Raw genomic sequence first — 21,931 nt, 5'->3', positions numbered from 1 at the left:
CTGGTTGCGGTTTATGCCCAAGGTCCGCTTTCCCAATGGACCGGGCTGATCCTGATGGTGTTGTTGGCCCGGGCTCCACGGTCCGCCACCTTGCGGACGGGAATGACCGTAGGCGCTGTGCCCGGCGCGGCCTCCCGAGCGCTGTGCCCGGCACGGCTCCTGTCGTACTCGGCACGCCGCGCCGGGTCGCGGAGGACTGAGTAGGCGTGCATGATCTGCAGCAGCTCGGAACCATTGGGCTCGCCGCCGGCCACCGGGCTTACCGTTCCGGCGCCCTCGACATCAGGATGGTGAGTGCGCATCAGGGCCCGGTAGGCGCGGGAGATTTCCTGCTGGCTGGCAGCGGGCTCCACGCGCAGGACCTTGTAATAATCCGGTTGGCTGGTCATGGCGGTTCAGGAGAAATTCGCAGGGCGTGCCCGGGGCGCCGTGAACAGGCTGTCGGCGCCCCGGAAAGTGGTTTATTTTCCGATCTCGTGCATATGGCTCGTTGTTTCGATCTCGATCTTGCGCGGCTTGGCCTGCTCGGCAACCGGGATCCGGAGGGTCAGCACGCCCTGGTCGTAGCTGGCCTTGATGTTGTCCGCATCCAGCGTGTCGCCCAGGATCAACTGGCGGCTGAAAACCCCGCGGGGGCGTTCGGAAGCCACCAGTTCGACGTTGGGCTGGGTGGGGTCGAGGCGTTCCGCACGAACAGTCAGGACGTTCCGCTCGACATTCAGGTCCACGGTGTCCACCTTGACGCCAGGCAGGTCAAACGCCACCACAAACTCGCCGTCTTCCTGCCACGCGTCCATAGGCATGGCCGCCGGCCGGGCCGCGGTTCCAAAGACCTGCTGGGTGAGCCGGTCCAGCTCACGGAACGGGTCCGTACGCATTAACATCATCTTCACTCCTTCAGCATGCAGTTGGATGGATCCAGGTCATACCCGCCGCCCCGATATCTATGGTGGCTGGTATAGATTTTTTATAGCACCCGTGCCAAACTCAAGCAAGACGTTTCGACAGGAATTTTTTTGGGAGCAAGCATGACTGAACCACCCGCCGGACGTGCACCGCAGCCCCGGGCCGGACGGGCACTCTACGCCATCTCCGTGGCCGCGGAACTGGCCGGAACCGGCCAGCAGAACATCCGCCTCTACGAGACCCGCGGACTGCTCACTCCGGTCCGCACGGCCGGCGGCACACGCCAGTACAGCGACTCCGACATCGCCCTCCTCCTGCACATCGGGGAGTTGCTGGCAGAAGGCCTCAACCTGGCCGGCGTCTCGAAGGTCCTGGAGCTTGAGGCCGCCAACGCCAAACTGCTGCGGGCACTCAAACGCGCGCGCTCGGCACCCGGGAGTTAGATACCGGGTGCCGGGGCGCAGGCGCCGGCCGGTCCGGGTCCCCGGCGGACGTTCGCCTCATTTGGCATGGCGGCTAATCGCCCGGGGCGTCGGCCTTGGAGAGCTCGCCGGTGATCCGCTCCCCGGGGATCCGGGCGGTCCGCCAAGTGTCCAGGGCAATGTAGGCGCCCAGGATGACAAGAGACAGGGACAGCGAAGCGAAGGTGTCGCTGAACCAGTGGTACCCGAGGTAAAGCCGGCTCCCGATGGCCAGCACAATGCCAATTCCAGCCCCCACAAAGCCCAGCACCGCAGAGCGTGGGTTCTGCCGCCGCGAGAAGATCAGGAACGCACCAACCAGCAGGAAGTCGCACGCCCCCAGGACGTGGCCGGACGGAAACGAGAACGTATGGTCGGCACCAAAAAGCATCAGGTCCACCGGCGGCCGGGACCGCCTGATGATTTGCAGGATGATCTGGGAAACGATCACACCGGTGAGCATCGCAGCGGCCAGGAGAATCGGCCGCCAGGCGTGTTTGGCCGCGAACCCCCACGCCACCGTGACCACCAGCACGATGATGGGCAGTGCTATCGGTCCGAAGATCACGGCGAGGAAGATCATGACGCCGGTGAGCGTCTCGGAACGGATACCCAGCAGCCAGTCCCGGATCGGCTCGTCCGGTCCCCACGGCCCGGTGCCGCTTTGCACCACGCCCACCAAGGTGATGATGAAGAGGAGGGTGCCCACGCCCATCAGGATCATTGCGGCGCGGTAAAGGCCCGCGCGCGACCCCGGCTCCATGAAGCGTTCTTCCACCACGAACTTGTCATGGAATATGCGCCACCAATGCTGGCCTTTTCCTGATTTTACTGACCCTGCCTGCTCTGCCACGTCCGACTTCCGTCCCTGCGCTGTTGAATTTCCTTGAGAAGAAGACTATCCCTGTAGCCTGACCGGATGGGTGCGATGAACGAACTGATCAACCGCCGGAATGTGGAAGGGCTCGCCGGCATTCTGGTTGGCGCGGCACCTGGCACCCAATGGTCCAACGTGGCCCTGGCAGGATCTGCTCTTGACGAACTCAGTCTCCGCGGACGGACGGATCAGGTCTGCGGCGCGCTGCTGGCCGATTTCCGGCTCGTCCCGGAAAGTGATTATTCGACGGCGGCCGGCACCTTCCGTGCGGCCCTGGAGAACCCGGATTTCACGGGCTGGATCCTGTGGCCCGTCTCCGAGGCCGCAGTGACTCTTGCACTCGAATCGGGCCGGGCAGCGGATTTCGCTGACTGCCTGGCACTCCTCGCCGAGCTGACTCCTCGGCTCACCGGCGAGTTCGCTATCCGGCGACTGATCGCCAGGGACCCGGACACTGCCCTGCAAGCCATCCTCGGGTGGACATCGCACCCCGACGAACACGTCCGCCGCCTGGCCTCCGAAGGCACCCGCGCCTACCTTCCGTGGGCGGTGCGGGTGCCTGCCCTGGTGCAAAGACCCGAGGCGACCATTCCCATCCTCAATGCCCTCTACCGCGACCCTTCCGAATACGTTCGCAGATCGGTTGCCAACCACCTCAACGATCTGGCCCGCCACGCGCCGGAGGCGGTAGTGGCGACGGCGGCCGGCTGGCTGGACGCCCCGGACGCCAATACCGCTTGGGTGGTAAGGCACGGACTTCGGACCCTGATCAAAAAGGGCCATCCCGGTGCGCTGGCACTCCAGGGCTTTGCGCCGGCGTCGGTGGCGGTGACGGCACTTCGACTGGACCGGCAGGTAGTGGCGATGTCGGAGGACCTCGGGTTCGAATTCGAGATCTCCAACACCGGCACCGCCGACGCCCACCTCGTGGTGGATTATGCGGTGCACTACCGCAAAGCCAACGGCAGCCAGTCCGTGAAGGTCTTCAAACTCAAGGCCGTGAGGCTTGCCGCAGGCGAAACAAGAACCTTGGCCAAGCGCCATGCCTTCAAGCCCATGACCACCCGGGTCCACCACGCCGGACTTCACGCCCTGGAATTGCAGATCAACGGAGTCCGGCACGGCCATACGGAGTTCGAAGTCCTGGTCTGAGCAGGACCCGGAGGGTACTCCTGATACGAGTACACACCGCCCCTCCCGCAGAGGGGGAATCTGCGGTTGGCTGGTGCAAGGGCACTGAAGTCCTCGTCACTCCGGAAAGGAAACACATCATGGCTACCTGGCTCATCACAGGCTGCTCCACCGGCCTCGGCCGCGCACTTGCCCACGCCGTCCTCGCGCACGGCCACAACGCTGTCGTCACCGCCCGTGACGTCGCCTCGGTGGAGGACATCGCGGCGGACCACCCGGACACAGCATTGGCCGTACCTCTCGACGTCACCGACCGCACGCAGATCGCATCCGCGGTGGAACAGGCCAAGGCCCGCTTCGGAGGGATCGATGTGCTGGTCAACAACGCCGGCTACGGCTACCGCGCCGCGGTTGAAGAAGCGGGCGACGCCGACATCCGGCGCTTGTTCGATACAAACGTTTTCGGCACCGTGGACATGATCAAGGCAGTCCTTCCGGACATGCGCGCGCAGAGGTCCGGTTCAATCGTGAACATTTCGTCCATCGGAGCCCGCATCAAAGCGGCCGGTTCCGGATACTACTCCGCGTCCAAAGCGGCGGTGGAGGGCCTGTCGGGTTCGCTGCACAAAGAACTGCAGCCACTCGGGATCAACGTCACGGTCGTGGAGCCCGGCGCGTTCCGGACTGACTTCGCCGGCCGCTCCCTTACCCAGTCAGCGAAGCCCATCGAGGACTACGCCGAGACAGCCGGCAAACGCCGCAAGGAGAACGACACGATGGACGGCACCCAGCCGGGCGACCCGGCCAAAGCCGCCGAAGCCATCATTGCCATTGCTGAAAGCCCGGAACCGCCGGCACTGCTGGTCCTCGGCAAAGACGCGTTCGGCGCGTTTGCCGCCGTGGCCGAGTACGAGCGCACCGACCTGGACGCGTGGCGGGACCTCAGCCTCAGCACGGACCTCTGAAGCGGCCCCGGGCTGTCGCCCCGCCTGGCCCGTCAGCGGACCGTGGCGCCGCTCTGCGTGGTTGCCAGCAGTGCCAGCTCGTCCCGGCCGGGCAGGCCTTCCCAGTCTCCGGCGGTGCTGACTGCGAAGGCCCCCATGACGGTCCCCCGCTCCAGCCGCACGGCCACGTCTTCGCCGTCGAGCAGCGCGGAGAGGTAGCCGGCAGTGAACGCGTCCCCCGCGCCCACCGTGTCGATGCTGGTCACCGGGACGGCGGCTGACTCGAACCGTCCGGAAACGGTGTGCACGCCGGCGCCGTCGGCTCCCCGCTTGACCACCACTTCGGTGACCCCGCGGCCTAGGAGCTCATCGGCAAGGGCGGTTTCGGCGTCGTCGGACGTTCCCGGACGTGCGGTGGAGGAAACCAGGTCCAGCTCGTCGTCGGACGCTATAACGATGTCCGCGTGCCGGGCGACGGGGGCCAGCACGGCGCGCGCCTCGTCCCGGGTCCAAAGTTTGCTGCGGTAATTCACGTCGAGCGAGACCAGGACGCCCTCGGCGGCGGCCCGCTCGACGGCGTATTCCAGCGCTTCCCGGGCGTCCGCACTAAGCGCAGCGGTGATGCCGGTCAGATGCAGGACGCGGGGGCCGGCGTTCAGGGCAGCACCAACGTCGGACCGGCTGATGGTGGAGCCAGCGGAGGCGGAACGGTAGTAGAACGCCCGGGTTAAATCAGCGGTCCGCTGCTCGAGGAACATCACGCCGGTGCTTCGCGACGGGTCTACGCGCTGCTGCACGTGGACGCCTTCGGACCGCAGCTGCCGCAGGATGTACTCACCATGTGGATCCGCACCGATGACACCGGCCCAGCTGACACTGTGTCCCAGCCGGGCAACCCCTACCGCCACGTTCGATTCCGCGCCCGCCACGTGCATGTCCAGGCTGCCGCCGGCGGACAGGGGCCCGGCAGAACGCAGCGAGACCATGGACTCGCCGAAGGTCAAAAGGTCGACGGCGGCGCTCACCGGGTGCCCGCTGCTGCGGTGCGGCGACCGAACGCCGCCGCCAGGTCAACAAAGGCGCGGGCGCGTTCCCGAACCGGCGCGAGGTCTCCGCCGGAGCCGCCGTTTCCAAAGAGCGGGCCGCCGAGCCCGACGGCGATCGCTCCGGTTTCCCAGTACCCTGCGGCTTCGTTCAGGCCCACTCCGCCCACGGGGATAAAGGGGATCTCCGGGAACGGATCGCGCAGCGCCTTGAGGTAGCCGGGTCCGCCGATGGACGCCGGGAAGAGCTTGACTGCTGTGGCGCCGCGGTTCATGGCTTCGTAGGCCTCGCTGGGCGTGAGGGCTCCGGCCAGGACAGGAATTCCCTGCCGGGCCGACTCTGCGATGGACGCAGCCAGGGCCGGCGTCACCATAAACTGGCCGCCCGCCTCCGCCACCTTGTCCACGTCCTGAACGGTCAGCACGGTCCCGCCACCCACGTAGCAGCCGGCCGGCGCCGCGGCGCGGACCTCGCGGATTGCCTGGAGGGCGCCGGGCGTGGTCAGTGCGATTTCAACGAACCGGAAGCCCTCCTCCATCGCAGCGAGGGCCGCCTTAGCGGCGGCACCGCCGTCGGTGCCGCGCACGATGGCCACGAGCCGGGCCTCTTTGATTCCGGCCAGCAGGCCTTCGGGCGTGGTGCTGCTGTCAGTCATGTTGTTTACCATTCTGCGAAGGCGCCATCCGCGTGGCGCCAGACCGGCCCACGCCAGGCGTGGCCGCGCTTGTCTGCGGCGCGGACCACCGCCTCGTCTATTTCAATGCCGAGGCCGGGACCGGTCAGGCGTTCGATGTGGCCGTCCACGAACTTCAGCGGGGTCTTGTCCACCACGTAGTCCAGGACTTCGGCGCCCTGGTTGTAGTGGATGCCGATGCTCTGTTCCTGGATCAGGAAGTTGGGCGTCGCGAACCCCACCTGCAGACAGGCTGCCAGGGCCAGCGGCCCCAGCGGACAGTGCGGCGCCAGCTGCACGTCGTAGATCTCGGCGAGTGAGGCAATCTTGCGGACCTCCGTGATGCCGCCGGCGTGGGAGAGGTCCGGCTGGGCCACGGCGATGCCGGCCTGGAGTGCCGGCAGGAATTCCTGCCGGTTGTAGAGACGCTCACCGGTGGACACCGGCGTGGTGGTGGAGGAGGTGAACTCGCGCAGCAGGTGCGTGTTTTCCGGGACCACCGGTTCCTCGAGGAAGAACGGCCGGTACGGTTCCAGCAGCGGCGCCACCCGGCGGGCGTTGGCCAGGCTGAAGCGGCCGTGGAAGTCCACGGCGACGTCGCGGTGGTCGCCCAGCACTTCGCGCGCCGCGGCAACACGCCGCACCACGCCGTCGAGCTCTGCCACCGAGGCCACCGGGCTCATCTTGCCGCTGGCGTTCATCTTGACGGCGGTGAGGCCCACTTCCAGTTGGGCGCTGATCTGCTCCGCCACCTCGTTGGGCTCGTCCCCGCCCACCCAGCCGTACATCCGGATCCTGTCGCGGACGTGGCCGCCCAGGAGCTGGTGCACTGGGGTGTTGAAGTGCTTGCCGGCAATGTCCCACAGGGCCTGGTCCAGGCCGGAAACCGCGCTGGCCAGGATGGGGCCGCCCCGGTAGAAGGAGCCCTTGGTCATGACTTGCCAGTGGTCCTCGATGCGGAGGGCATCGTTGCCGATGAGCAGTTCGGAGAGCTGTTCGACGGCGGTGCGCACCGTTTCGCTGCGCCCCTCGCAGGTTGCCTCGCCCCAGCCGACGATCCCGCTGTCCGTCTCGATCCGGACGAAAAGCCACCGCGGCGCGACGAGGAAGGTTTCGATTCTGCTGATGATTGTCATGGTGGCCTAGCCCTTGGTGGCGCCGGCGGTCATGCCGGAGACGATGTATTTCTGCGTGAAGAGCGCAATGATCATGATGGGGATGGTCACCACCGTGGCGGCCGCCATCAGCCCGCCCCAGTCGATGCTGGCGTAGGAGACGAAGTCGAAGATGGCAACGGGCAGGGTCTTGGTTTTGGACCCGGAAAGCACCAGGGCGAACATGAAGTTGTTCCACGAGAAGATGAAGCTCAGGATGCCCGCGGTGGCCATGCCTGCCACGGAGAGCGGCAACGTGATGCGGCGGAACGCGCCGATGGGGGTGAGGCCGTCCACCTGGGCCGATTCCTCCAGCTCCAGCGGCAGCGAATCGAAGTAGCTCATCATGATGTAGACGATCAGCGGCAGCGCCACGAACATGTGGCTGAGGATCAGGACCTCGAAGCCGCCCACCATTTTCAGGTTGGAGAACACGTAGTACCAGGGCACCAGCAGCGACACGCCGGGGATCACTCGGGCCATCAAAACCACCAGGGCCGAGCGGTGCATGGTGAACCGGCTCATGGCATACGCGGCCGGGACACCGAGCACCAGCGAGAAGGCGGTGGAAACGAACGCCACCCAGAAGCTGTTGAATATGAAGACGAAGTAGTTGTTGCGCTGGAGCACGTTCGCGTAATTCTCGAACGTGGGGCTGAAGACGAAGGACTTGGCGGTGTCGTAGATGTCCACGTTGGTCTTCAGCGACGCGAGCAGCATCCAGATCAGCGGGGCGATGAGGAACAGCACCACGGCGATCAGTGCCACCACGCGGAAGACCTTGTAGGCGCGGGTTCCGAGCGGCTTCCTGGGGCGGCGGAGAGGCTGGGCCTGCCCGGCCGAGGACTGGATTTGGGAGTTCTGGTTCACTACGGTCATTTGCTTGCCGCTTTCTTGCGCATGGTCAGCAGCCACATGGAGCCGATGATGATCATGAAGAACAGGATCAGCACCGCCGAGGACAGCCCGTACTGGTTGTAGTCGAAGCTCAGGCCGTAGGCGTAGACGTTCAGGGTCTCCACCTCGTGGAAGGATCCGCCGCCTTTGCCCTTGGTGGCGTACAGGATGTCAAAGGTCTTCAGGGCGTCGATGCCCCGGAGCAGGACGGCCACGATCACCGTGGGCATCATCAGGGGGAGGGTGATGTAGAAGAACCGCTGAAACGCGTTGGCGCCGTCCATCCGGGCTGCCTCGTCGGGCTCCTCGGAGAGGGAGGTCAGGCCGGCCAGCAGGATGAGGACCACCATGGGGGTCCATTGCCAGACGTCCATAAAGATGGTGGTGCCGAGCGCGGTGTCCTGGCCCGAGAGCCAGGGCTGGGCGGGAATGCCGACGGCGGCGAGCAACTGGTTGGCGAACCCGATGTTGGGATCGAAGATCAGCCGCCACATCATGCCCACGGCTACCGGGGTTGCCACCAGCGGCAGCAGGATGGCCACGCGGACCCACTTCTCGCCGCGGAAGGGCCGCCACAGCAGCAGCGCAATGCCCATGCCCAGAGCCACCTCGCAGATCAGGGCAACGCCGGTGAAGGTCAGTGTGCGCCCCACCGCAGGCCAAAAACGTTCGACGTCGGACAGGACAGTCAGGTAGTTTTCGAGGCCGATGAACTCGGTGGCTGCCCGGACGGAGCCCTGCGAATCAGTCAGGCTCAGGTACAGGGTCCAGGCCAGCGGGAAGACGATGAGCACGCCGACGAAGATCATCGCCGGAGCCGCGAAGAGCCATTTACGGTGTGCGTTGGCCCAGTCGGAGAATTTTTCGCGGCCAGTGGGGGCGCGGCCTGAGTTCCGGGCTGCGCTGCGGGGAGAAGTCATTACAGACATGGTTCACCTAAGGAGTTGGGGGTGAAGAGTGCCGGGGCGGGATTACAGCGTTCGCTGCTCTCCCGCCCCGGCTCATGGCGCACCGGAGTTTAAGGGTGCCCGTGGGGTGCGCTACTTCTTTTCGCCGTCCAGGAACTTCTGGAAAGCGTCCTGGGCCGAGTCAGCCGCAGCCGAAGCGTCGGCACCCGTAATGCTGGCAACGATCGGTTCGCCGACGATTTCACGGGCCTTGCCCACGGTGACCACCAGGGGACGGTCGTGGCCGATGCCGTTCTTGGCGCTGACCGCGATGGCCTCGGCGAGGTCCTTCGGGTACGTGGAGGTACCGGCGGAGTCAGCCCAGACGGAACTGCGCGGTCCGGGAACGCCGGCCTTCTGTGCTTCCAGGGTGCGTTCCTTGCTGGTGGCCCACTGGATGAACTTCCAGGCGTTGTCCTGGTTGCCCGATGCCTGGTTCACGGCGAGGCCCCACGACGGGATGTTGTACGGCTTGGAACCGGCGGGACCGGCCGGCAGGGCGGCGAATCCGACTGTGTCCGCAACCTTGGACTTGGCCGGGTCGGTGGCGTTCTTGTAGAGCGAGTCGGCCTCGGTGTAGAAGGCTGCCTTGCCCTGCGTGAAGATCGCCATTGCCTCGGGCCAGCTCATGTCGGTGCTGACGTTGGCCGGACCGTAGTTCTTGATCAGGCCGCCGTAGAAGGCGTAGGCCTTCTTGGCAGCATCGGAGTTGACGGCGGACTTGCCGCTGGCATCGGTGAAGTCGCCGCCGAAGCTGTAGAGGAAGCTGGAGAACTGGGTGACGGCCGCGGACTTGCCGGTGCGGGCCACAAAGCCTGCGGTATCCGGGTTCGCTGCCTTGATGGCCTTTGCGGCTGCTTCCAGCTCTTCCATGGTCTTGGGAACTTCAAGGCCGGCGGCCTTCAGCAGGTCCTTGCGGTAGTACAGGACTTCACGTTCGGTGATGATGGGGACACCCACCACCTTGCCGTCCGCGGTGGTGGCCTTGACCGGGCCCTCCTGGTAGTCCTTCCAGTCCCAGCTGGAATCCGCGGACACCTTGCTGGTCAGGTCCGCGAGGTAGCCGTTCTTTGCGAACGCCTTGCCTTCCTGGAGCGGGCGGTACATCATCACGTCAATCTCATCGCTGCCGGCGTTGAGCTTGACGTTGTACTGGTCTGAGAGCTGGTCCTCGCCGAGCTGGGTCAGCTCCACCTTGAGGCCGCTGGACTTCTCGAATTCCGGGATCGCGGCCTTGATGCCTTCGGTCCAGACGTGGTTGGCCAGGGTCACGCGGACCGTGCCCGATTCTTTGGCGTCGCTGCTGCCGCTGCCGCCACAGGCTGTCAGCCCCAACGAGAGTGCGGCCGCTACTGCCGCGTACTTCACTACCGAACGTCGCTTCATAACGACTTTCCCCTTTTTTCCGGGCTGACGTCACTGTTCAGCCACCTACAAATGCCTCTTTACATCTGCTCTGGGGACGATCATAGGTAAATAAGGCAGACTTAAACAACCCCCTTGCTGAACGAGTATGATTTATCCATGAGAATTCCGAAGGCGGAGTCGCCTACAGACAGGCATGCTGCATTGGTGCAGAGCCTGGGACTGGCGATCGCCGACGGGCGCCTCGCCGCGAATTCGATCGTCCGCCTCGACGAACTGGAGGCACAGCACAATGTGTCCCGTTCGGTGGTCCGGGAGGCCGCCCGGGTCCTGTCATCCAAAGGCATGCTGGCTTCGCGGCGCCGGTTTGGCACCGTTGTACAGCCCGAAGACGAGTGGAACCTCTATGACCCGCAGGTGATCCGCTGGCGGCTGGCCTCATCCCGGCGCCTTGAGCAGCTGCAGGCCCTGAACGAGCTCCGCGGCGCCATCGAACCGCAGGCTGCACGGCTCGCCGCCGAACGCGCTTCGTGGGAAGCAGGCAGCGATCTCGTCTCCCTCGCGGCGCGGCTGTGGTCCGCCGGCCAGCGCGGCGACCAGGACGAATTCCTCCGGCTGGACGTTGAATTTCATGCCGCGGTACTCCACGCCTCCGGAAATGCCATGTTCGCCCAGCTGCAGAACCTGGTGGCCGAAGTCCTTACCGGCAGGGTGGAACACGGTCTCATGCCGCAGCTTCCGCACCACGAAGCGCTGCAGCTGCACGTCGACGTGGCCAGCTCCATCCAGCGGGGCGAGGCCGGCGCTGCCCACGCGGCCATGAGCAGGATCGTTGAACAGTTCGCCGAAGAAGTCGGCCACATGTGGTCAGTGCACCACGCCGGCGCCGCCCAGGACTTGCCCCGGCAGGACCTATCCCGGCAGGCGGGAGAGCCCGACGACGCCCCCCAGCAGCCGCCGTCGGGCTCCCTCCCCCAACGCAACAGTTAGAACCCGCGGCGAACCGCAGGGACTGGCTAGTCCTCCGTGGGCGTGTTGCGGTTCGAGTGGTACGAACGCCACGAGTGCTCGGGCTCGAATCCGAGCAGCCGCCTGGCTTTGTCGATGGACAGCATCGTCTCGTGTTCGCCCAGTTCCTTGGTCACCCGGACGTCGGGGAACACCTCCGCGGCGAGGCCGGCGCTGGAACGGGACATCACCGTGTCTGAGTTCGCGATGATGAACGCCTCGAACCCCGGCTTTCCGCGGTCCAGGGCCCGGGCCACCGCCTGCGCCCCGTCGCGTCCGTCGATGTAGCCCCAGAGATTCCACTTGCGGGCGGTGGCGTCGGCGTCGAACTGCGGAAACCGGTCGTAGTCCTCCGGGTCCATCACGTTGGAAAACCGCAGCCCGGTGATGCTCAGGGCAGGGTCCCAGCGCGTCAGCTGGATGGCCATCTGCTCTTCAAGGTGCTTGACCAGGGAATAGGTGCTTTCCGGCCGGGCCGGGTATTCCTCGTCCACGGGGATGTAAGGAGGGTCGACGTCGAACGGCAGTCCCAGCACCGTCTCGCTCGAGGCGTAAACCACCTTCTTGATGCCGGCCCGCCGCGCCGCCTGGAACACGTTGTAGGTGGACAGCATGTTGTTCTCGAACGTGGCGGCATCCGGAATGATGCCCGGCGCCGGGATCGCGCCCAAGTGGACGACGGCGTCGAACCCGCTGTGCCTATCGTCCAGGCCCAGCAACACATCCAGGACCTGGCCGTAGTTTCGGAGGTCCACGATGGCCAGCCCCGGGTTTCTCTCACCTGCCCGGTCCAGATTGAGGACCTTGTGGCCATCATCGTTGAGCCTGCGGACCACGTGCCGCCCGAGTTTTCCGCTTCCGCCGGTCACCGCAATCCTCATCGTGCTACTCCTGCCGCAAGGAACTTTTCGACGGCGGCGATGGCCCGTTCGGTAATGGCACGGGGCTCGCCGCTGCCGTCCACCGAAACCACCATGCCACGGCCGGCGTAGACAGCCACCACTTCATGGGTTTCGCGGTGGTAGAGATCCAGCCGGCGCCGGAAGACCTCCACCGTGTCATCCTTGCGTCCCTGTTCCTTGGCCCGCTGGAGCATCCGCTGTTCGAGTTCGGAATCCGGCGCGCGGAGCTCCACCACGGCATCGAGCCGCTGTCCCTGCGACGCCAGCATGTTGTCCAGCTCCGTGACCTGGGGTGCGGTGCGGGGGTACCCGTCCAGCAGGAAGCCGGGCTGGAGGTCGGAGTCGCGGAGACGGTCCTTGACCAGTGCGTTGGTGAGATGGTCCGGGACGAAGGCGCCGTCGTGGAGGTACCTGGCGGCTTCCATGCCCAGCGGCGTTTCCTGGCTGACATTGGTCCGGAAGATTTCGCCGGTGGACACGGCCGGGATGCTGAAATGCCTGGCGATATGAACCGCCTGAGTACCTTTGCCGGAGCCGGGCGGCCCGATGATGAGCAGTCTGGTCATAACCTGTCCCTCCGCGGCGTCACCGCCGGTTGGTTTCGGGTTCATCGCCGGCAGCGCCAACGTGAGCTACATTCTGCCCGCAAGTGGCAGCACAACGCCAGCCTCGCCGAGATGCCACGGGAGGGCCTGGCGTTGGACTGTGGGGTTAGAACCTGGAGTTGCCGCCGGTGACGGGTGTGGTGGCCAGCGGATTTCCAGCGATGTCCGTCAGCCCGGCGCCGGGCGTGTAGGTGGGCTTTACGTTTCCATTCACGTTCGACGCCGCGCCGGTTCGGCCACCGAGGGTAATGGTCAGTTCACGCCCTGTGGCGTTCCAGGCAAGTGTCGAGGCACCCGTGTCGGTTCCCTGGAAGGTCAGCCCGCCTGTACCGGCGTAGTCGCCATTCAGACCGACCGATCCGACCCTCAGAGTAGTGCAGCCTTCCACAGTCAAAGTGAGAACGTCACCCCCGCTCACGGTGACTACCACCTGGTTCGCACCGTTGGCCAGCTGATCGCCGGGATTCGTCCAACTGCTGCAGATGGTGGAAGGGTCCAACTGCTCGGAGAACCGGAGAGTGACCTTGTCGCCTTGGTCCATGGTGCCTTGGCTTCCGCCGTTGGAAAGGATCACCGCGGACACAGTTGGCACGACCACTTCCTTGGTCGAGCTAGCTAGGCCAGGATCGCTCACATTGCCGGCCGCATCTTTCGCTGTGGCGCTGTAGTTGACTGCGCCATCCTTGAAGGCCGCCATGTTGAAGTTGGCCGCCGTCCAATCGCCACTGGCGTCAGTGGATAAAACCTGCGTAGCGGTGTGCTGTGGCGTAGCTGTATCTCTTGCCGTGACCGTCACCGTTGAGCTTGGCTCCGCGGTGCCCCGGACAGGAACGCTGGACGCGTTGAGGCTGTTGACGAATGCCGGAGCTATGATGGCTGGTGCGTCGGGCTTGGTGGTGTCAGCGACGAAGACGCCAATGCTGCGGGCAGATTCCGGCCCTACCCACGATCCAAGCACAGGCGTGACCGTATAGAACCAGGTTCCGGCGGGCAGCAGTGCTTCGTTGCAGCCCAGCGTAGTGACGGTTCCGGCGCATCCGCCGCCGGCCTCAACCTTTGTGCCGGCTGTCGCAGCCGAGTAGCGCGCAACCGTGTAGCCGGAAACCGTTCGGCCTGCCACCGTTGAGCCTCTAGCCCAGCTGAGGGAAGCGGCACCTGCCGATCCGGATGCCGCAGGCGCAGCCATTGCCTGAATTGAATCCGCCCTGGCGGCGCCGTCTTTGCTGCTGAGCGTCTGCCAGAAGGCGTTGGCCGCGGGACCTCCGCACGAGATGGCGAAGGCTGCCACGGCGGCGACCGCAATACGTGTCCGGGTGATGCGGCTCATTTCCGTGCCTCCAAAGTGACGGGAACGGTGAATGCCGCGCCTTGGCAGCCCGACGATGACGCCGTGGACATGGCGGCAGCGTTCGGTAGTGTGATCAGGATGGACGAGTTCGCCGGAATGCTGAGCGCCGGCGCGAGGGGGGCCGCCGGGTCAACGAACTTGACGCCGGTGGTGGTGCAGACGGTGTGGTTCGCGTCGGCCGTCACAGCGCCGTTGCCGCGGATGGCGTAGACCTGCACCGGATAGTCATTGGGGTTGTGCGCCCGGACGGCAACATCGGCGGTGCCACCCGGGACAAGGGTGCTTTGCGGGCTGTCGCCGGCAATCAGTGCCTCCACGGTGACGGCGCCCATGGTGCCATTCGTCGCAGCGCCGGAGCCGGCCCCCACCGTGGCCCAGTAGGCGTAGGCCCCGCCGGCCCCCGTGGCGAGGCACAGGGTGATGGTTGCTGCCGCGGTCTTGGCAGCCAACCGGCGGGAAGTCTTCTTGTGTTTCGGTGGCATGTCAGCTTCCCTGCCCTGCTCCGGAATATGAGAACTGGAGCGTTGCGCCCTTGCAGCCGTCCTGGTTCAGCGTGGTGTCCAGCATGGCGATCTTCGGCCACTTTGCCTCATCCATGCCGATCGACTTGAGCGAGCTGGGACCTGTGGGAACGGTGAGCGGATACGGACCCGAGTAGTTCGTCACCGCGTAGTCCGCCGCCGTACAGGGAAGCCTCGCAGCTAATGCGGCCTCCGTGCGGTTGATGGCAGTAATCGTCACCGAAAGGCTGTTCAGGGCCAAGCTCTTATTGCTGGGATTTGCGATGGCAAGATTCAGCGGGACAGTCGCTCCCGGCGTGAGCTGGGTGCCGAGGTTTCCGGAAATGCTGAACGTCTTGTTGGAGGACTGGACCATCAGCTGAACCACGACGGCGGTGGGCTGGCTGACCCCTGCCGCTGCGGGAATGGTGCCGCCGATAGTGAGATCCGCTTTGCCGTCCGGGGTGGTGGCCGTCGTCGCCACCGTCAGTGTGACGGTGGCGGTTTTCCCTGAAGCGAGCGATACCGACGTAGGTGCGAAGGCCGCCGTCGTACTAGCAGGAAGGCCGGAAATAGCCGGGGTGACGCTACCGCTGAACCCATTGTTGGCGGTCAGCGACAGCGTATAGGTGACGGAGTCGCCCTGGTCAACCGTCCGGCTGACGGGATTCACCTGGACGGTGACGCCCTTCGTTTTGTCGCCTTGGCTCCCGCCCTGACTGGCGGCGAAGATGGTGCCAGCCGAAAGCAACATCACCACAAGACCCACCATGAGCGCCTTTGCTGCGGTGGTGGTTCTTCGCATGATTGTGCGGAAGTACCCAGATTCGTTCTGCACGTTCAGCCCTTCTGGCGTGGTTCTGAGTGAGCGGGAGGAAGTGGAAATCGCCGGCGGGAAGTCTCTGACCTTCCCGCCGGCGAAGTTTGTTAGACGCTGCCGACAGTGATGGTGACGACCGCGCTCTTGCAGAGGCTCTGGTCGACGGACGCGCTGTCATTGAATGTCAGGGTTCCGCTGCCGACCACCGTGCCGACATCACCCTTTGCGACGGTGGTGTTGCTGGTGTTGGCAGTCACGTCGAACCACTCGGGAAGGCACCCGGCTACATCCGTGGTCACGCTGGCAGTCAGCACACCGACCTTTGTGCTGGTGGTGGAGCTCGGATTGTCGGCCGTGTACGTCACCACTTTGGAGGATCCCGGGGCCAGTCCACCGGTGAAGTTGGCGTGGAGGGTTACCGTGCCGCCCCCTGACGAGTTGGTGGCCTGACCGGAACCGGTACCGACAGTGGTCCAGTAGGCGTAGGCAGCGCTACCGCCGCCGGCTACCAGGGCGAGTGCTCCGGCGGCTGCCAGGACCTTGTTCTTCTTTGTCATTTTGCGCATGGCTGAGACTCCTTGGGCTGGGGATTAGAGAGTGGTGATGAGACGCACAGCCATCGGGAACCACGATGGGAACTTGCTTCCGGCTGATCGATGACGCCCATACTTCCCGGTGCAGAATCTTCAAACAACGCGTATCGGTACTGGACTTTCTGTCGCCGCCACAGAAGGTACTGCTTGGATTGGGCTCGGACTACTCAGGTTTGACCCGTGCCGCGGAGGGGCCAAACCAAGTAGACCACGTAGTTTCCAGCACCCCTTAGATGGCCCGAATATGACGTTTGCCGTGGCCAGAGCTGTATATACTTCTGGTTACCGGTTTAGCAGCAGGCCGTTGGACAGTTCGTCGATCCAGCGATCCCTGCCACTCTGAAGCCGTCGCGGCAGGATGTGCGGTGGAGTTGCCGGGTCGTCTTGACCTGAGTGAATGGCACCAAGAACCGTGGCCGGCGAGTCGACAGCAGATACAGCTCCATCCATTACTGATCACCTGCATGAGGAACTCCTCAACAGCTCCGGCGTTGAGGAGTTCCTGGCCGAACTCGCGCGCGTATCAGCACGTACCCTGTGCGAGCCCGGCGACGGGTTACTTTGCGGCATCACGCTGCTGCGCCAACGCAAGGCAGCCACCATGGCCGGCAACGGGGATACCGCCCACGTGATCAGCCGGATTGAATACGAAACCGGCAACAGTCCCGGCATCACGGCCGCCGAGGACCAAGAGACTGTCCACGTCCCCGATCTGGAGTTGGAGGACCGCTGGCCCGAATACGCCGAAGCTGTGCTGGGCCACGGCATTCGGTCCGTCCTGGTCATTCCCTTCCGGCTGGAGGGGGAAACCAAAGCCAGCCTCCTCCTGTACTCCCCCCGCGCCGGCCACTTTGAGCGCCGCATTCTGGAAACCGCGCAGGAATTTGTCCGCCAAACGTCCCTGGCCCTCCGGCTGGCCGTCCGTTTCGCGCATTACAGCGAGACCGCCGCGCACCTGCGCGCCACCCTCGAAAGCCGCACGGTCATCGACATGGCGGTGGGCATCATCATGGCCCAAAACAGGTGCAGCCAGCAGGAAGCCTTCAGTCTCCTCAAGGCCGCCTCCAGCACCCGGAACTCCAAGCTGCACACCGTTGCCGCGGCCGTAGTCAACGCGCTGGGACACGGGCCCGCGGAAACCCACTACGAGGAGTAGGCGGCTGCAACGCTACATCCCGCCGTCGTAGACCAGTTCGGTTCCGTTGACCCGCACACCGGCCGTGGGCTGGTGGGGCGCCAGTCTTCCACCGGGCATCAGGTGCCGCACGTCCGCGTGCTCCAGCAGCATTGCGTGGTCCGAGATCAGCCGGCGGTGGCACCGCCACCACACCGTTTCGCTGCACATGATCGCTACCCTCTCCTTGGCTGCCTGGGCCAGGAGCTCGCCAAGGGCCAGCGAAAATTCAGGCGACCGCATATACGCCGCATAGGCACGGAACGAATCGTTGCGCAGTGCCACGTCCGGGGACTCGGGAGGAAGCCTGCGGAACCCGCCGAGCCTCTTGTCCCAACGGTAGGCCACCCCGGCCGCGGGCAGCCACTGCGCCAGCAGGTCCCTGCCGAAATGCGGAAACTTCCGGCTGCCGGGGGCGATGCGCACATCCACCAGGGATTGGACTCCGGCATTGGCCAGCAGTGCGCTGAAGTCCTCCCGGCCGGCAGTTCCGTGGCCCACCGTCAGAAGCTGCAGGTGTTGCTCCGAAGGCGTCATACTAGCGATTCTCCACCCGCGCAACCCGTACACTGGTTGGAAGCTGGTTCTGGGGGCTCATATGGAAACTCAACACGTCTGCCTCGTCATCGAAGACGACGCTGATATCGGCGGGCTGGTCACCGTCATCCTGACGCGCGCGGGATTTGACGTGCGCACAGCCGCCACCGGCGCCGAAGGCATCGCAGCCGCTGCGGATCCCGCCGTTTCCCTCATCACTTTGGATCTCGGCCTGCCGGACATGGACGGCCACGTGGTGGCCCGCGCCATCCGCGCCCTGAACACGGCTCCCCTGCTGTTCCTGACCGCCAGGTCCGAACAGGATGACATTTTGGCCGGCATGGCCTCGGGGGCTGACGCTTACCTGACGAAGCCCTTCCACCCCAAGGAACTGCGGGAGGTGGCGCTGCGGCTCTGCCCGGTGAGTGTCGCCAGCAGCGGGGACGGCAGCAGCCAGGACCCTGCCTCCTGCCAGCCGCACTAGGCGGCCCTATCCCGTGGTGCCCGTCTTCCCGGCGTAGGACGTGGCCCGGCTGCGGACCTGGTCTACATACGAGTCGGACTGGTTATAGGCGTAGACAGCCTCATTCCAGCCGTTGGACGTGGTGAGGTCGCGGCCGTTTGCGCATAGATAGCCGGCCGCGCTGAGGGCGGCGTCGTCGATGTTGAAGGGATCAGCTTTTCCGTCGCCGTTCCCGTCCAACCCGGCCAGCTTCCAGGTGGAGGGAATGAACTGCATGGGTCCGACGGCGCGGTCCCAGCGGGCATCGCCGTCCAGGACCCCGCCGTCAGTGTCGGCGATGACGGCAAATCCGTTGCCGTCCAGGCTGGGGCCGACAATTGGTCCGCTCGCCTGCCCCGAGGGAGTCAGGCTTCCGCCACCAAAGGATCCGTGGGCGGACTCCACAAAACCAATCGCTGCCACCGTGTTCCACCCGATTCCGCACGCGGGGTTGGCATGGTTGGCCGCGCCGGCCGCCGCGACGTATGCGCGCAGCGCACGGGCGGGAATGCCAGTCTGCGCGGCAGCCTGGACGAGCCACTGGGCGTCAGCGTTCGCGGTGACATTCACCGCGGATGCAATGCCGGCGGCGAGCGTCTCGAATTTCACCTCCGCACGGGGAGGCGCCAGGGTCCCGCGGGCGTCCGCGCCGGATTGCCCGAGTGCCCAGAATGACAACGCCGTGATGACGCAGATCGCGAACACACAGAAAACTGCAAGGCGTTTTAGTCGGAGCACGGGATTGATCCTAGCGATCGAAGTCCGTTAGGGAGGAACTGCCGCTGCTGGACACCGGCCCCTGGCCCTGCCCCAACGAGCGCCCACTCAGACGCCCTCTCACTTATTGCCGGTTTTTCCCAGACGCTCTCTCACTTATTGCCGGTTTTCCCCAAACGCCCTCTCACTATCCTCAAGAAAGTGAGACAGCGATGGGGATTTTCCGGCGATAAGTGAGAGAGCGTCGGGGGTATGGGGTGGGGCGGTGCTGACTCCACGTCGGTTGACGGCGCATACTTGAACGCACAGACGGCCACTGCCATGGGAGGACACCATGAAGTTTCTCGGAGCACTGATTGTCATCTGGCTGATCATCGGCGGAATCGCCGCCTGGCAGCGCGGCTACTTTGGCAGCGCACCGGAGAACTGCGCCCAGGCGGGCACGGTGGCCGTGACCATCGTCGCCGGTCCCCTCAACTACATGGGCGTTAATCCCAAGATTTCCTGCGAACTGCCCCAGCCGTCCAAATAGGCGGGTCCCGGTTAGGCGGTCCTTGGAGTCAGCTCCTTGGAGCCGTCCCGGGCGTTGCCTAGAGTAGGAAATGCCGGGCGCCGCTGTGCGCCTTAGGCCCTGAACCTGATTCCGAACCCTCGAGAGGACCTTACAGATGGCCTACGTCACCGTTGGAACCGAGAACAGCACGGACATCGAGCTTTACTACGAGGACCACGGGAGTGGACAGGCGGTGGTCCTGATCCACGGCTACCCCCTCAACGGCGCCTCCTGGGAGAGGCAGACCACCGCGCTCCTGGCGGCCGGCTTCAGGGTTATCACCTACGACCGCCGGGGTTTCGGCAAGTCCAGCAAGCCCACCGAAGGCTACGACTATGACACCTTCGCCGCCGACCTGGACACCCTGATGACCGCCCTGGACCTGAACGAGGCCGTGCTGGTGGGTTTCTCCATGGGCACCGGCGAAGTGGCCCGGTACATCAGCACCTACGGATCGGCCCGGGTTGCCCGGGCAGCCTTCCTGGGATCGCTCGAACCTTTCGTCCTGAAGACCGACGACAATCCCGACGGCGTTCCGCAGGAAGTCTTTGACGGACTCACCGAAGCCGTCACCGCCGACCCGTACGCGTTCCTGCGGGAGTTCTTTAAGAACTTCTACAACACCGACACGTTCCTGGGCACCCCGCGGCTGAGCCAGGAAGCGGTGGATGCAAGCTGGAATGTCGCGGCCGCCGCCGGGGCAACCGCCTTGGTCGCAGCCCAGCCCACCTGGCTGACCGACTTCCGGGCTGACATCCCCAAGATCGATGTTCCTGCCTTGATCGTGCACGGCACGGCGGACAATATCCTGCCCATCGATGTGACCGGCCGCCGGTTCACCAAGGCGCTGCCCAGCGCCGACTACGTGGAGATCGACGGGGCCCCGCACGGCATGCTGTGGACGCACACCGCGGAGGTCAATGAGGCCCTGCTCGCCTTCCTGAAGAAGTAGACGGGTAAAGGGCGCTCATCCAGCGGAGATGTGGTCCGCCCTCCGCATTCGCACGGCCACGAGGACGCCGGACGCCGCCGTCAGGGCGGCGACGGCGCCCACGGCTGCGGGGATGCCATAAGCATCGGCGATGAGTCCGGAGAGGAGCGCGCCGACGGCGAACCCGCCATCGCGCCACAACCGGTAGATGCCCACGGAGCGTGCCCGCCAGTGTGGGTGGGCCACGTCGCCGATTGCCGCGAGCAGGGTGGGGTAGACCATGGCTGTGCCGGCGCCGAGGAGGATGACCGCCGCGAGCCAGATTCCAAAGTCCTCGCCGACGGCCACCATGGCCAGCGCTGCGGCCTGGACGATCATGCCGGCGACGATCAGCGGCTTGCGGCCGATCCGGTCCGAGAGCGCACCGGTGATCAGCTGCCCCGCGCCCCAGACGGCCGGATAGACGGCGGCGAGGATGCCGATGCGTTCAAGGCTGAGGCCCGCGGTGGCGAACAGCACCGGGAACAGGCCCCACGCCAGCCCGTCGTTGAGGTTGTTCACCATGCCGGCCTGGCTCACGGAGGACAGCGAGCGGTCGCGGAAGCTTGTCAGGGTGAAGACCTCACGGCTGCTCAGGCCTGCGCGGGTTCCACTGTGCACCGGGACGTGGCTGGTGGCCTCCGCGCGGGCGTGGTGGTGTGTTTCGCGGACAGTCAGCACTGACAGCCCGAGTCCCACGGCGATAAACGCTGCGCCCAGAAGGAACGGGCCCGGCCGCAGCCCGTACGTGGACGCAATGTAGCCGGTCGCCAATGCCGTGCCAGCCACGCCAAGGTAGCCCGCGGCCTCGTTCAGGCCCATGGCGAGGCCCCTGCGCTCGGGCCCGACGAGGTCCATCTTCATCATGACGGTGGTGGACCAGGTCAGGCCCTGGCTGATGCCAAGGACCACGTTGGCTGCAACGATCCAGCCCCACGAGGGCCCGAAGATGAGCATGAACGGGACCGGCACCGCCGCCAGCCAGCCGGCCACCAGGACGGGTTTCCGGCCGTACCGGTCCGAGAGGGTGCCGGCGAAGTAGTTGGTGGCGGCTTTGGACAGACCGAACGCGAGAATGTACGTCAGCGCGCCCGTGTACAGGTCCAGATGGAATGTTTGGGAGGCCAGCAGCGGCAGGACGGTGCGTTCCTGGCCCAGGGTGCCGCCCACCAGGGCGTTGACGGCAACCAGCAGCATGAATTGGGCGAGGTTCTGCCGCAGGCCCAGTACAACTGCGGTTGAACCGGAAGTACCGGAGGCGAAGGGATGGGACCGCATTCCTGCTTCTTTCTTCAGGCGTAAG

26 protein-coding genes are annotated in these 21,931 nt (G+C 65.3%); 8 read left to right on the top strand and 18 right to left on the bottom strand.

Annotation, left to right across the window (positions count from 1 at the left end):
- Positions 1-11: 11 nt before the first annotated feature.
- Positions 12-389 (bottom strand): J domain-containing protein, encoded by a 378-nt coding sequence (locus NQJ30_RS14430; RefSeq protein ID WP_255770649.1) that lies wholly within the window; start codon positions 387-389, stop codon positions 12-14.
- A gap of 72 nt (positions 390-461) precedes the next feature.
- On the bottom strand, positions 462-884 hold the full coding sequence (locus tag NQJ30_RS14425; protein WP_255770681.1) for an Hsp20/alpha crystallin family protein: 423 nt from the start codon (positions 882-884) through the stop codon (positions 462-464).
- Between the two features lie 144 nt (positions 885-1,028).
- On the opposite strand from NQJ30_RS14425, the gene NQJ30_RS14420 reads away from it, so the two are divergent.
- Complete coding sequence (locus NQJ30_RS14420) at positions 1,029-1,349, top strand: MerR family transcriptional regulator (RefSeq protein ID WP_255770647.1); 321 nt, start codon at positions 1,029-1,031, stop codon at positions 1,347-1,349.
- A gap of 73 nt (positions 1,350-1,422) precedes the next feature.
- Here the strand turns inward: NQJ30_RS14420 and NQJ30_RS14415 are convergent, their stop codons facing one another.
- On the bottom strand, positions 1,423-2,220 hold the full coding sequence (locus tag NQJ30_RS14415; protein ID WP_255770646.1) for a phosphatase PAP2 family protein: 798 nt from the start codon (positions 2,218-2,220) through the stop codon (positions 1,423-1,425).
- A 66-nt stretch (positions 2,221-2,286) separates the two neighbouring features.
- On the opposite strand from NQJ30_RS14415, the gene NQJ30_RS14410 reads away from it, so the two are divergent.
- Together NQJ30_RS14410 and NQJ30_RS14405 are read left to right on the top strand one after the other, a co-directional pair.
- Positions 2,287-3,396 (top strand): DNA alkylation repair protein, encoded by a 1,110-nt coding sequence (locus NQJ30_RS14410; RefSeq protein WP_255770644.1) that lies wholly within the window; start codon positions 2,287-2,289, stop codon positions 3,394-3,396.
- Between the two features lie 119 nt (positions 3,397-3,515).
- Complete coding sequence (locus NQJ30_RS14405) at positions 3,516-4,340, top strand: oxidoreductase (protein ID WP_255770643.1); 825 nt, start codon at positions 3,516-3,518, stop codon at positions 4,338-4,340.
- 32 nt (positions 4,341-4,372) lie between these two features.
- Here the strand turns inward: NQJ30_RS14405 and NQJ30_RS14400 are convergent, their stop codons facing one another.
- From NQJ30_RS14400 to NQJ30_RS14375, 6 genes are all read right to left on the bottom strand, one after another.
- Positions 4,373-5,344, bottom strand: a complete 972-nt coding sequence (locus NQJ30_RS14400) for a sugar kinase (protein ID WP_255770642.1) — start codon at positions 5,342-5,344, stop codon at positions 4,373-4,375.
- Positions 5,341-6,018 (bottom strand): bifunctional 4-hydroxy-2-oxoglutarate aldolase/2-dehydro-3-deoxy-phosphogluconate aldolase, encoded by a 678-nt coding sequence (locus tag NQJ30_RS14395; protein WP_255770641.1) that lies wholly within the window; start codon positions 6,016-6,018, stop codon positions 5,341-5,343. Before NQJ30_RS14395 ends, NQJ30_RS14400 begins: the two co-directional genes overlap by 4 nt.
- Positions 6,019-6,023: 5 nt before the next feature.
- A complete protein-coding gene (gene dgoD / locus NQJ30_RS14390; protein ID WP_255770640.1) occupies positions 6,024-7,172 on the bottom strand; it encodes a galactonate dehydratase in 1,149 nt (382 codons plus the stop codon).
- Between the two features lie 6 nt (positions 7,173-7,178).
- On the bottom strand, positions 7,179-8,069 hold the full coding sequence (locus tag NQJ30_RS14385) for a carbohydrate ABC transporter permease (RefSeq protein WP_255770639.1): 891 nt from the start codon (positions 8,067-8,069) through the stop codon (positions 7,179-7,181).
- Positions 8,066-9,007 (bottom strand): carbohydrate ABC transporter permease, encoded by a 942-nt coding sequence (locus tag NQJ30_RS14380; RefSeq protein ID WP_255770637.1) that lies wholly within the window; start codon positions 9,005-9,007, stop codon positions 8,066-8,068. The genes NQJ30_RS14385 and NQJ30_RS14380 overlap by 4 nt, the downstream gene beginning before the upstream one ends.
- A 120-nt stretch (positions 9,008-9,127) precedes the next feature.
- Positions 9,128-10,420: an ABC transporter substrate-binding protein gene (locus NQJ30_RS14375; protein WP_255770636.1), complete on the bottom strand. Its 1,293-nt coding sequence runs from the start codon at positions 10,418-10,420 to the stop codon at positions 9,128-9,130.
- 138 nt (positions 10,421-10,558) lie between these two features.
- Here NQJ30_RS14375 and NQJ30_RS14370 point away from each other — a divergent pair, with 138 nt between their 5' ends.
- Positions 10,559-11,389 carry a FadR/GntR family transcriptional regulator gene (locus NQJ30_RS14370; protein ID WP_255770635.1) on the top strand — a complete coding sequence of 277 codons (831 nt, stop codon included), beginning with the start codon at positions 10,559-10,561 and terminating at the stop codon, positions 11,387-11,389.
- A 26-nt stretch (positions 11,390-11,415) separates the two neighbouring features.
- Here the strand turns inward: NQJ30_RS14370 and NQJ30_RS14365 are convergent, their stop codons facing one another.
- From NQJ30_RS14365 to NQJ30_RS14340, 6 genes are all read right to left on the bottom strand, one after another.
- Complete coding sequence (locus NQJ30_RS14365) at positions 11,416-12,288, bottom strand: NAD-dependent epimerase/dehydratase family protein (RefSeq protein ID WP_255770634.1); 873 nt, start codon at positions 12,286-12,288, stop codon at positions 11,416-11,418.
- Positions 12,285-12,875, bottom strand: coding sequence for an adenylate kinase (locus NQJ30_RS14360; RefSeq protein ID WP_255770633.1), 591 nt, complete (start codon positions 12,873-12,875; stop codon positions 12,285-12,287). The genes NQJ30_RS14365 and NQJ30_RS14360 overlap by 4 nt, the downstream gene beginning before the upstream one ends.
- A gap of 145 nt (positions 12,876-13,020) precedes the next feature.
- Entirely contained in the window at positions 13,021-14,241 is a 1,221-nt protein-coding gene (locus NQJ30_RS14355) for a hypothetical protein (protein WP_255770632.1), read from the bottom strand.
- Positions 14,238-14,744, bottom strand: coding sequence for a hypothetical protein (locus NQJ30_RS14350; RefSeq protein ID WP_255770631.1), 507 nt, complete (start codon positions 14,742-14,744; stop codon positions 14,238-14,240). Before NQJ30_RS14350 ends, NQJ30_RS14355 begins: the two co-directional genes overlap by 4 nt.
- Before the next feature lies 1 nt (position 14,745).
- Positions 14,746-15,600: a hypothetical protein gene (locus tag NQJ30_RS14345; protein ID WP_255770630.1), complete on the bottom strand. Its 855-nt coding sequence runs from the start codon at positions 15,598-15,600 to the stop codon at positions 14,746-14,748.
- Positions 15,601-15,689: 89 nt separating this feature from the next.
- Positions 15,690-16,148, bottom strand: coding sequence for a hypothetical protein (locus NQJ30_RS14340; RefSeq protein ID WP_255770629.1), 459 nt, complete (start codon positions 16,146-16,148; stop codon positions 15,690-15,692).
- Positions 16,149-16,587: 439 nt separating this feature from the next.
- On the opposite strand from NQJ30_RS14340, the gene NQJ30_RS14335 reads away from it, so the two are divergent.
- Positions 16,588-17,331: an ANTAR domain-containing protein gene (locus NQJ30_RS14335; protein ID WP_255770680.1), complete on the top strand. Its 744-nt coding sequence runs from the start codon at positions 16,588-16,590 to the stop codon at positions 17,329-17,331.
- Between the two features lie 12 nt (positions 17,332-17,343).
- Here the strand turns inward: NQJ30_RS14335 and NQJ30_RS14330 are convergent, their stop codons facing one another.
- Positions 17,344-17,886 carry a DUF488 domain-containing protein gene (locus tag NQJ30_RS14330; RefSeq protein WP_255770628.1) on the bottom strand — a complete coding sequence of 181 codons (543 nt, stop codon included), beginning with the start codon at positions 17,884-17,886 and terminating at the stop codon, positions 17,344-17,346.
- 61 nt (positions 17,887-17,947) lie between these two features.
- On the opposite strand from NQJ30_RS14330, the gene NQJ30_RS14325 reads away from it, so the two are divergent.
- Positions 17,948-18,370: a response regulator transcription factor gene (locus NQJ30_RS14325; protein ID WP_255770627.1), complete on the top strand. Its 423-nt coding sequence runs from the start codon at positions 17,948-17,950 to the stop codon at positions 18,368-18,370.
- A gap of 6 nt (positions 18,371-18,376) precedes the next feature.
- Here the strand turns inward: NQJ30_RS14325 and NQJ30_RS14320 are convergent, their stop codons facing one another.
- Positions 18,377-19,126, bottom strand: a complete 750-nt coding sequence (locus NQJ30_RS14320) for a lytic transglycosylase domain-containing protein (RefSeq protein ID WP_255770626.1) — start codon at positions 19,124-19,126, stop codon at positions 18,377-18,379.
- Between the two features lie 313 nt (positions 19,127-19,439).
- Here NQJ30_RS14320 and NQJ30_RS14315 point away from each other — a divergent pair, with 313 nt between their 5' ends.
- Both NQJ30_RS14315 and NQJ30_RS14310 read left to right on the top strand, forming a co-directional pair.
- Positions 19,440-19,637 carry a hypothetical protein gene (locus NQJ30_RS14315; RefSeq protein ID WP_255770625.1) on the top strand — a complete coding sequence of 66 codons (198 nt, stop codon included), beginning with the start codon at positions 19,440-19,442 and terminating at the stop codon, positions 19,635-19,637.
- Between the two features lie 136 nt (positions 19,638-19,773).
- Positions 19,774-20,610, top strand: a complete 837-nt coding sequence (locus NQJ30_RS14310; protein WP_255770624.1) for an alpha/beta fold hydrolase — start codon at positions 19,774-19,776, stop codon at positions 20,608-20,610.
- Positions 20,611-20,625: 15 nt separating this feature from the next.
- Here NQJ30_RS14310 and NQJ30_RS14305 read toward each other — a convergent pair whose 3' ends face one another.
- The gene (locus tag NQJ30_RS14305; RefSeq protein WP_374113272.1) at positions 20,626-21,906 is read right to left on the bottom strand and encodes an MFS transporter; all 1,281 of its coding nucleotides are present in this window, start codon (positions 21,904-21,906) and stop codon (positions 20,626-20,628) included.
- Positions 21,907-21,931 lie beyond the last annotated feature (25 nt).

This window comes from Pseudarthrobacter sulfonivorans (assembly GCF_024391045.1).
GTDB lineage: Bacteria > Actinomycetota > Actinomycetes > Actinomycetales > Micrococcaceae > Arthrobacter > Arthrobacter sulfonivorans_B.
This window is presented reverse-complemented; position numbering and strand designations above follow the sequence as displayed.

Bases quoted from the DNA above. Each gene is read 5' to 3' on its own strand.
- NQJ30_RS14375 (WP_255770636.1), bottom strand. From the start codon at position 10,420: ATGAAGCGACGTTCGGTAGTGAAGTACGCGGCAGTAGCGGCCGCACTC.
- NQJ30_RS14405 (WP_255770643.1), top strand. From the start codon at position 3,516: ATGGCTACCTGGCTCATCACAGGCTGCTCCACCGGCCTCGGCCGCGCA.
- NQJ30_RS14355 (WP_255770632.1), bottom strand. From the start codon at position 14,241: ATGAGCCGCATCACCCGGACACGTATTGCGGTCGCCGCCGTGGCAGCC.
- NQJ30_RS14315 (WP_255770625.1), top strand. From the start codon at position 19,440: ATGAAGTTTCTCGGAGCACTGATTGTCATCTGGCTGATCATCGGCGGA.
- NQJ30_RS14310 (WP_255770624.1), top strand. From the start codon at position 19,774: ATGGCCTACGTCACCGTTGGAACCGAGAACAGCACGGACATCGAGCTT.
- dgoD (WP_255770640.1), bottom strand. From the start codon at position 7,172: ATGACAATCATCAGCAGAATCGAAACCTTCCTCGTCGCGCCGCGGTGG.
- NQJ30_RS14350 (WP_255770631.1), bottom strand. From the start codon at position 14,744: ATGCCACCGAAACACAAGAAGACTTCCCGCCGGTTGGCTGCCAAGACC.
- NQJ30_RS14430 (WP_255770649.1), bottom strand. From the start codon at position 389: ATGACCAGCCAACCGGATTATTACAAGGTCCTGCGCGTGGAGCCCGCT.
- NQJ30_RS14360 (WP_255770633.1), bottom strand. From the start codon at position 12,875: ATGACCAGACTGCTCATCATCGGGCCGCCCGGCTCCGGCAAAGGTACT.
- NQJ30_RS14410 (WP_255770644.1), top strand. From the start codon at position 2,287: ATGGGTGCGATGAACGAACTGATCAACCGCCGGAATGTGGAAGGGCTC.
- NQJ30_RS14325 (WP_255770627.1), top strand. From the start codon at position 17,948: ATGGAAACTCAACACGTCTGCCTCGTCATCGAAGACGACGCTGATATC.
- NQJ30_RS14420 (WP_255770647.1), top strand. From the start codon at position 1,029: ATGACTGAACCACCCGCCGGACGTGCACCGCAGCCCCGGGCCGGACGG.
- NQJ30_RS14425 (WP_255770681.1), bottom strand. From the start codon at position 884: ATGTTAATGCGTACGGACCCGTTCCGTGAGCTGGACCGGCTCACCCAG.
- NQJ30_RS14330 (WP_255770628.1), bottom strand. From the start codon at position 17,886: ATGACGCCTTCGGAGCAACACCTGCAGCTTCTGACGGTGGGCCACGGA.
- NQJ30_RS14305 (WP_374113272.1), bottom strand. From the start codon at position 21,906: ATGCGGTCCCATCCCTTCGCCTCCGGTACTTCCGGTTCAACCGCAGTT.
- NQJ30_RS14385 (WP_255770639.1), bottom strand. From the start codon at position 8,069: ATGACCGTAGTGAACCAGAACTCCCAAATCCAGTCCTCGGCCGGGCAG.
- NQJ30_RS14395 (WP_255770641.1), bottom strand. From the start codon at position 6,018: ATGACTGACAGCAGCACCACGCCCGAAGGCCTGCTGGCCGGAATCAAA.
- NQJ30_RS14380 (WP_255770637.1), bottom strand. From the start codon at position 9,007: ATGACTTCTCCCCGCAGCGCAGCCCGGAACTCAGGCCGCGCCCCCACT.
- NQJ30_RS14340 (WP_255770629.1), bottom strand. From the start codon at position 16,148: ATGCGCAAAATGACAAAGAAGAACAAGGTCCTGGCAGCCGCCGGAGCA.
- NQJ30_RS14365 (WP_255770634.1), bottom strand. From the start codon at position 12,288: ATGAGGATTGCGGTGACCGGCGGAAGCGGAAAACTCGGGCGGCACGTG.
- NQJ30_RS14370 (WP_255770635.1), top strand. From the start codon at position 10,559: ATGAGAATTCCGAAGGCGGAGTCGCCTACAGACAGGCATGCTGCATTG.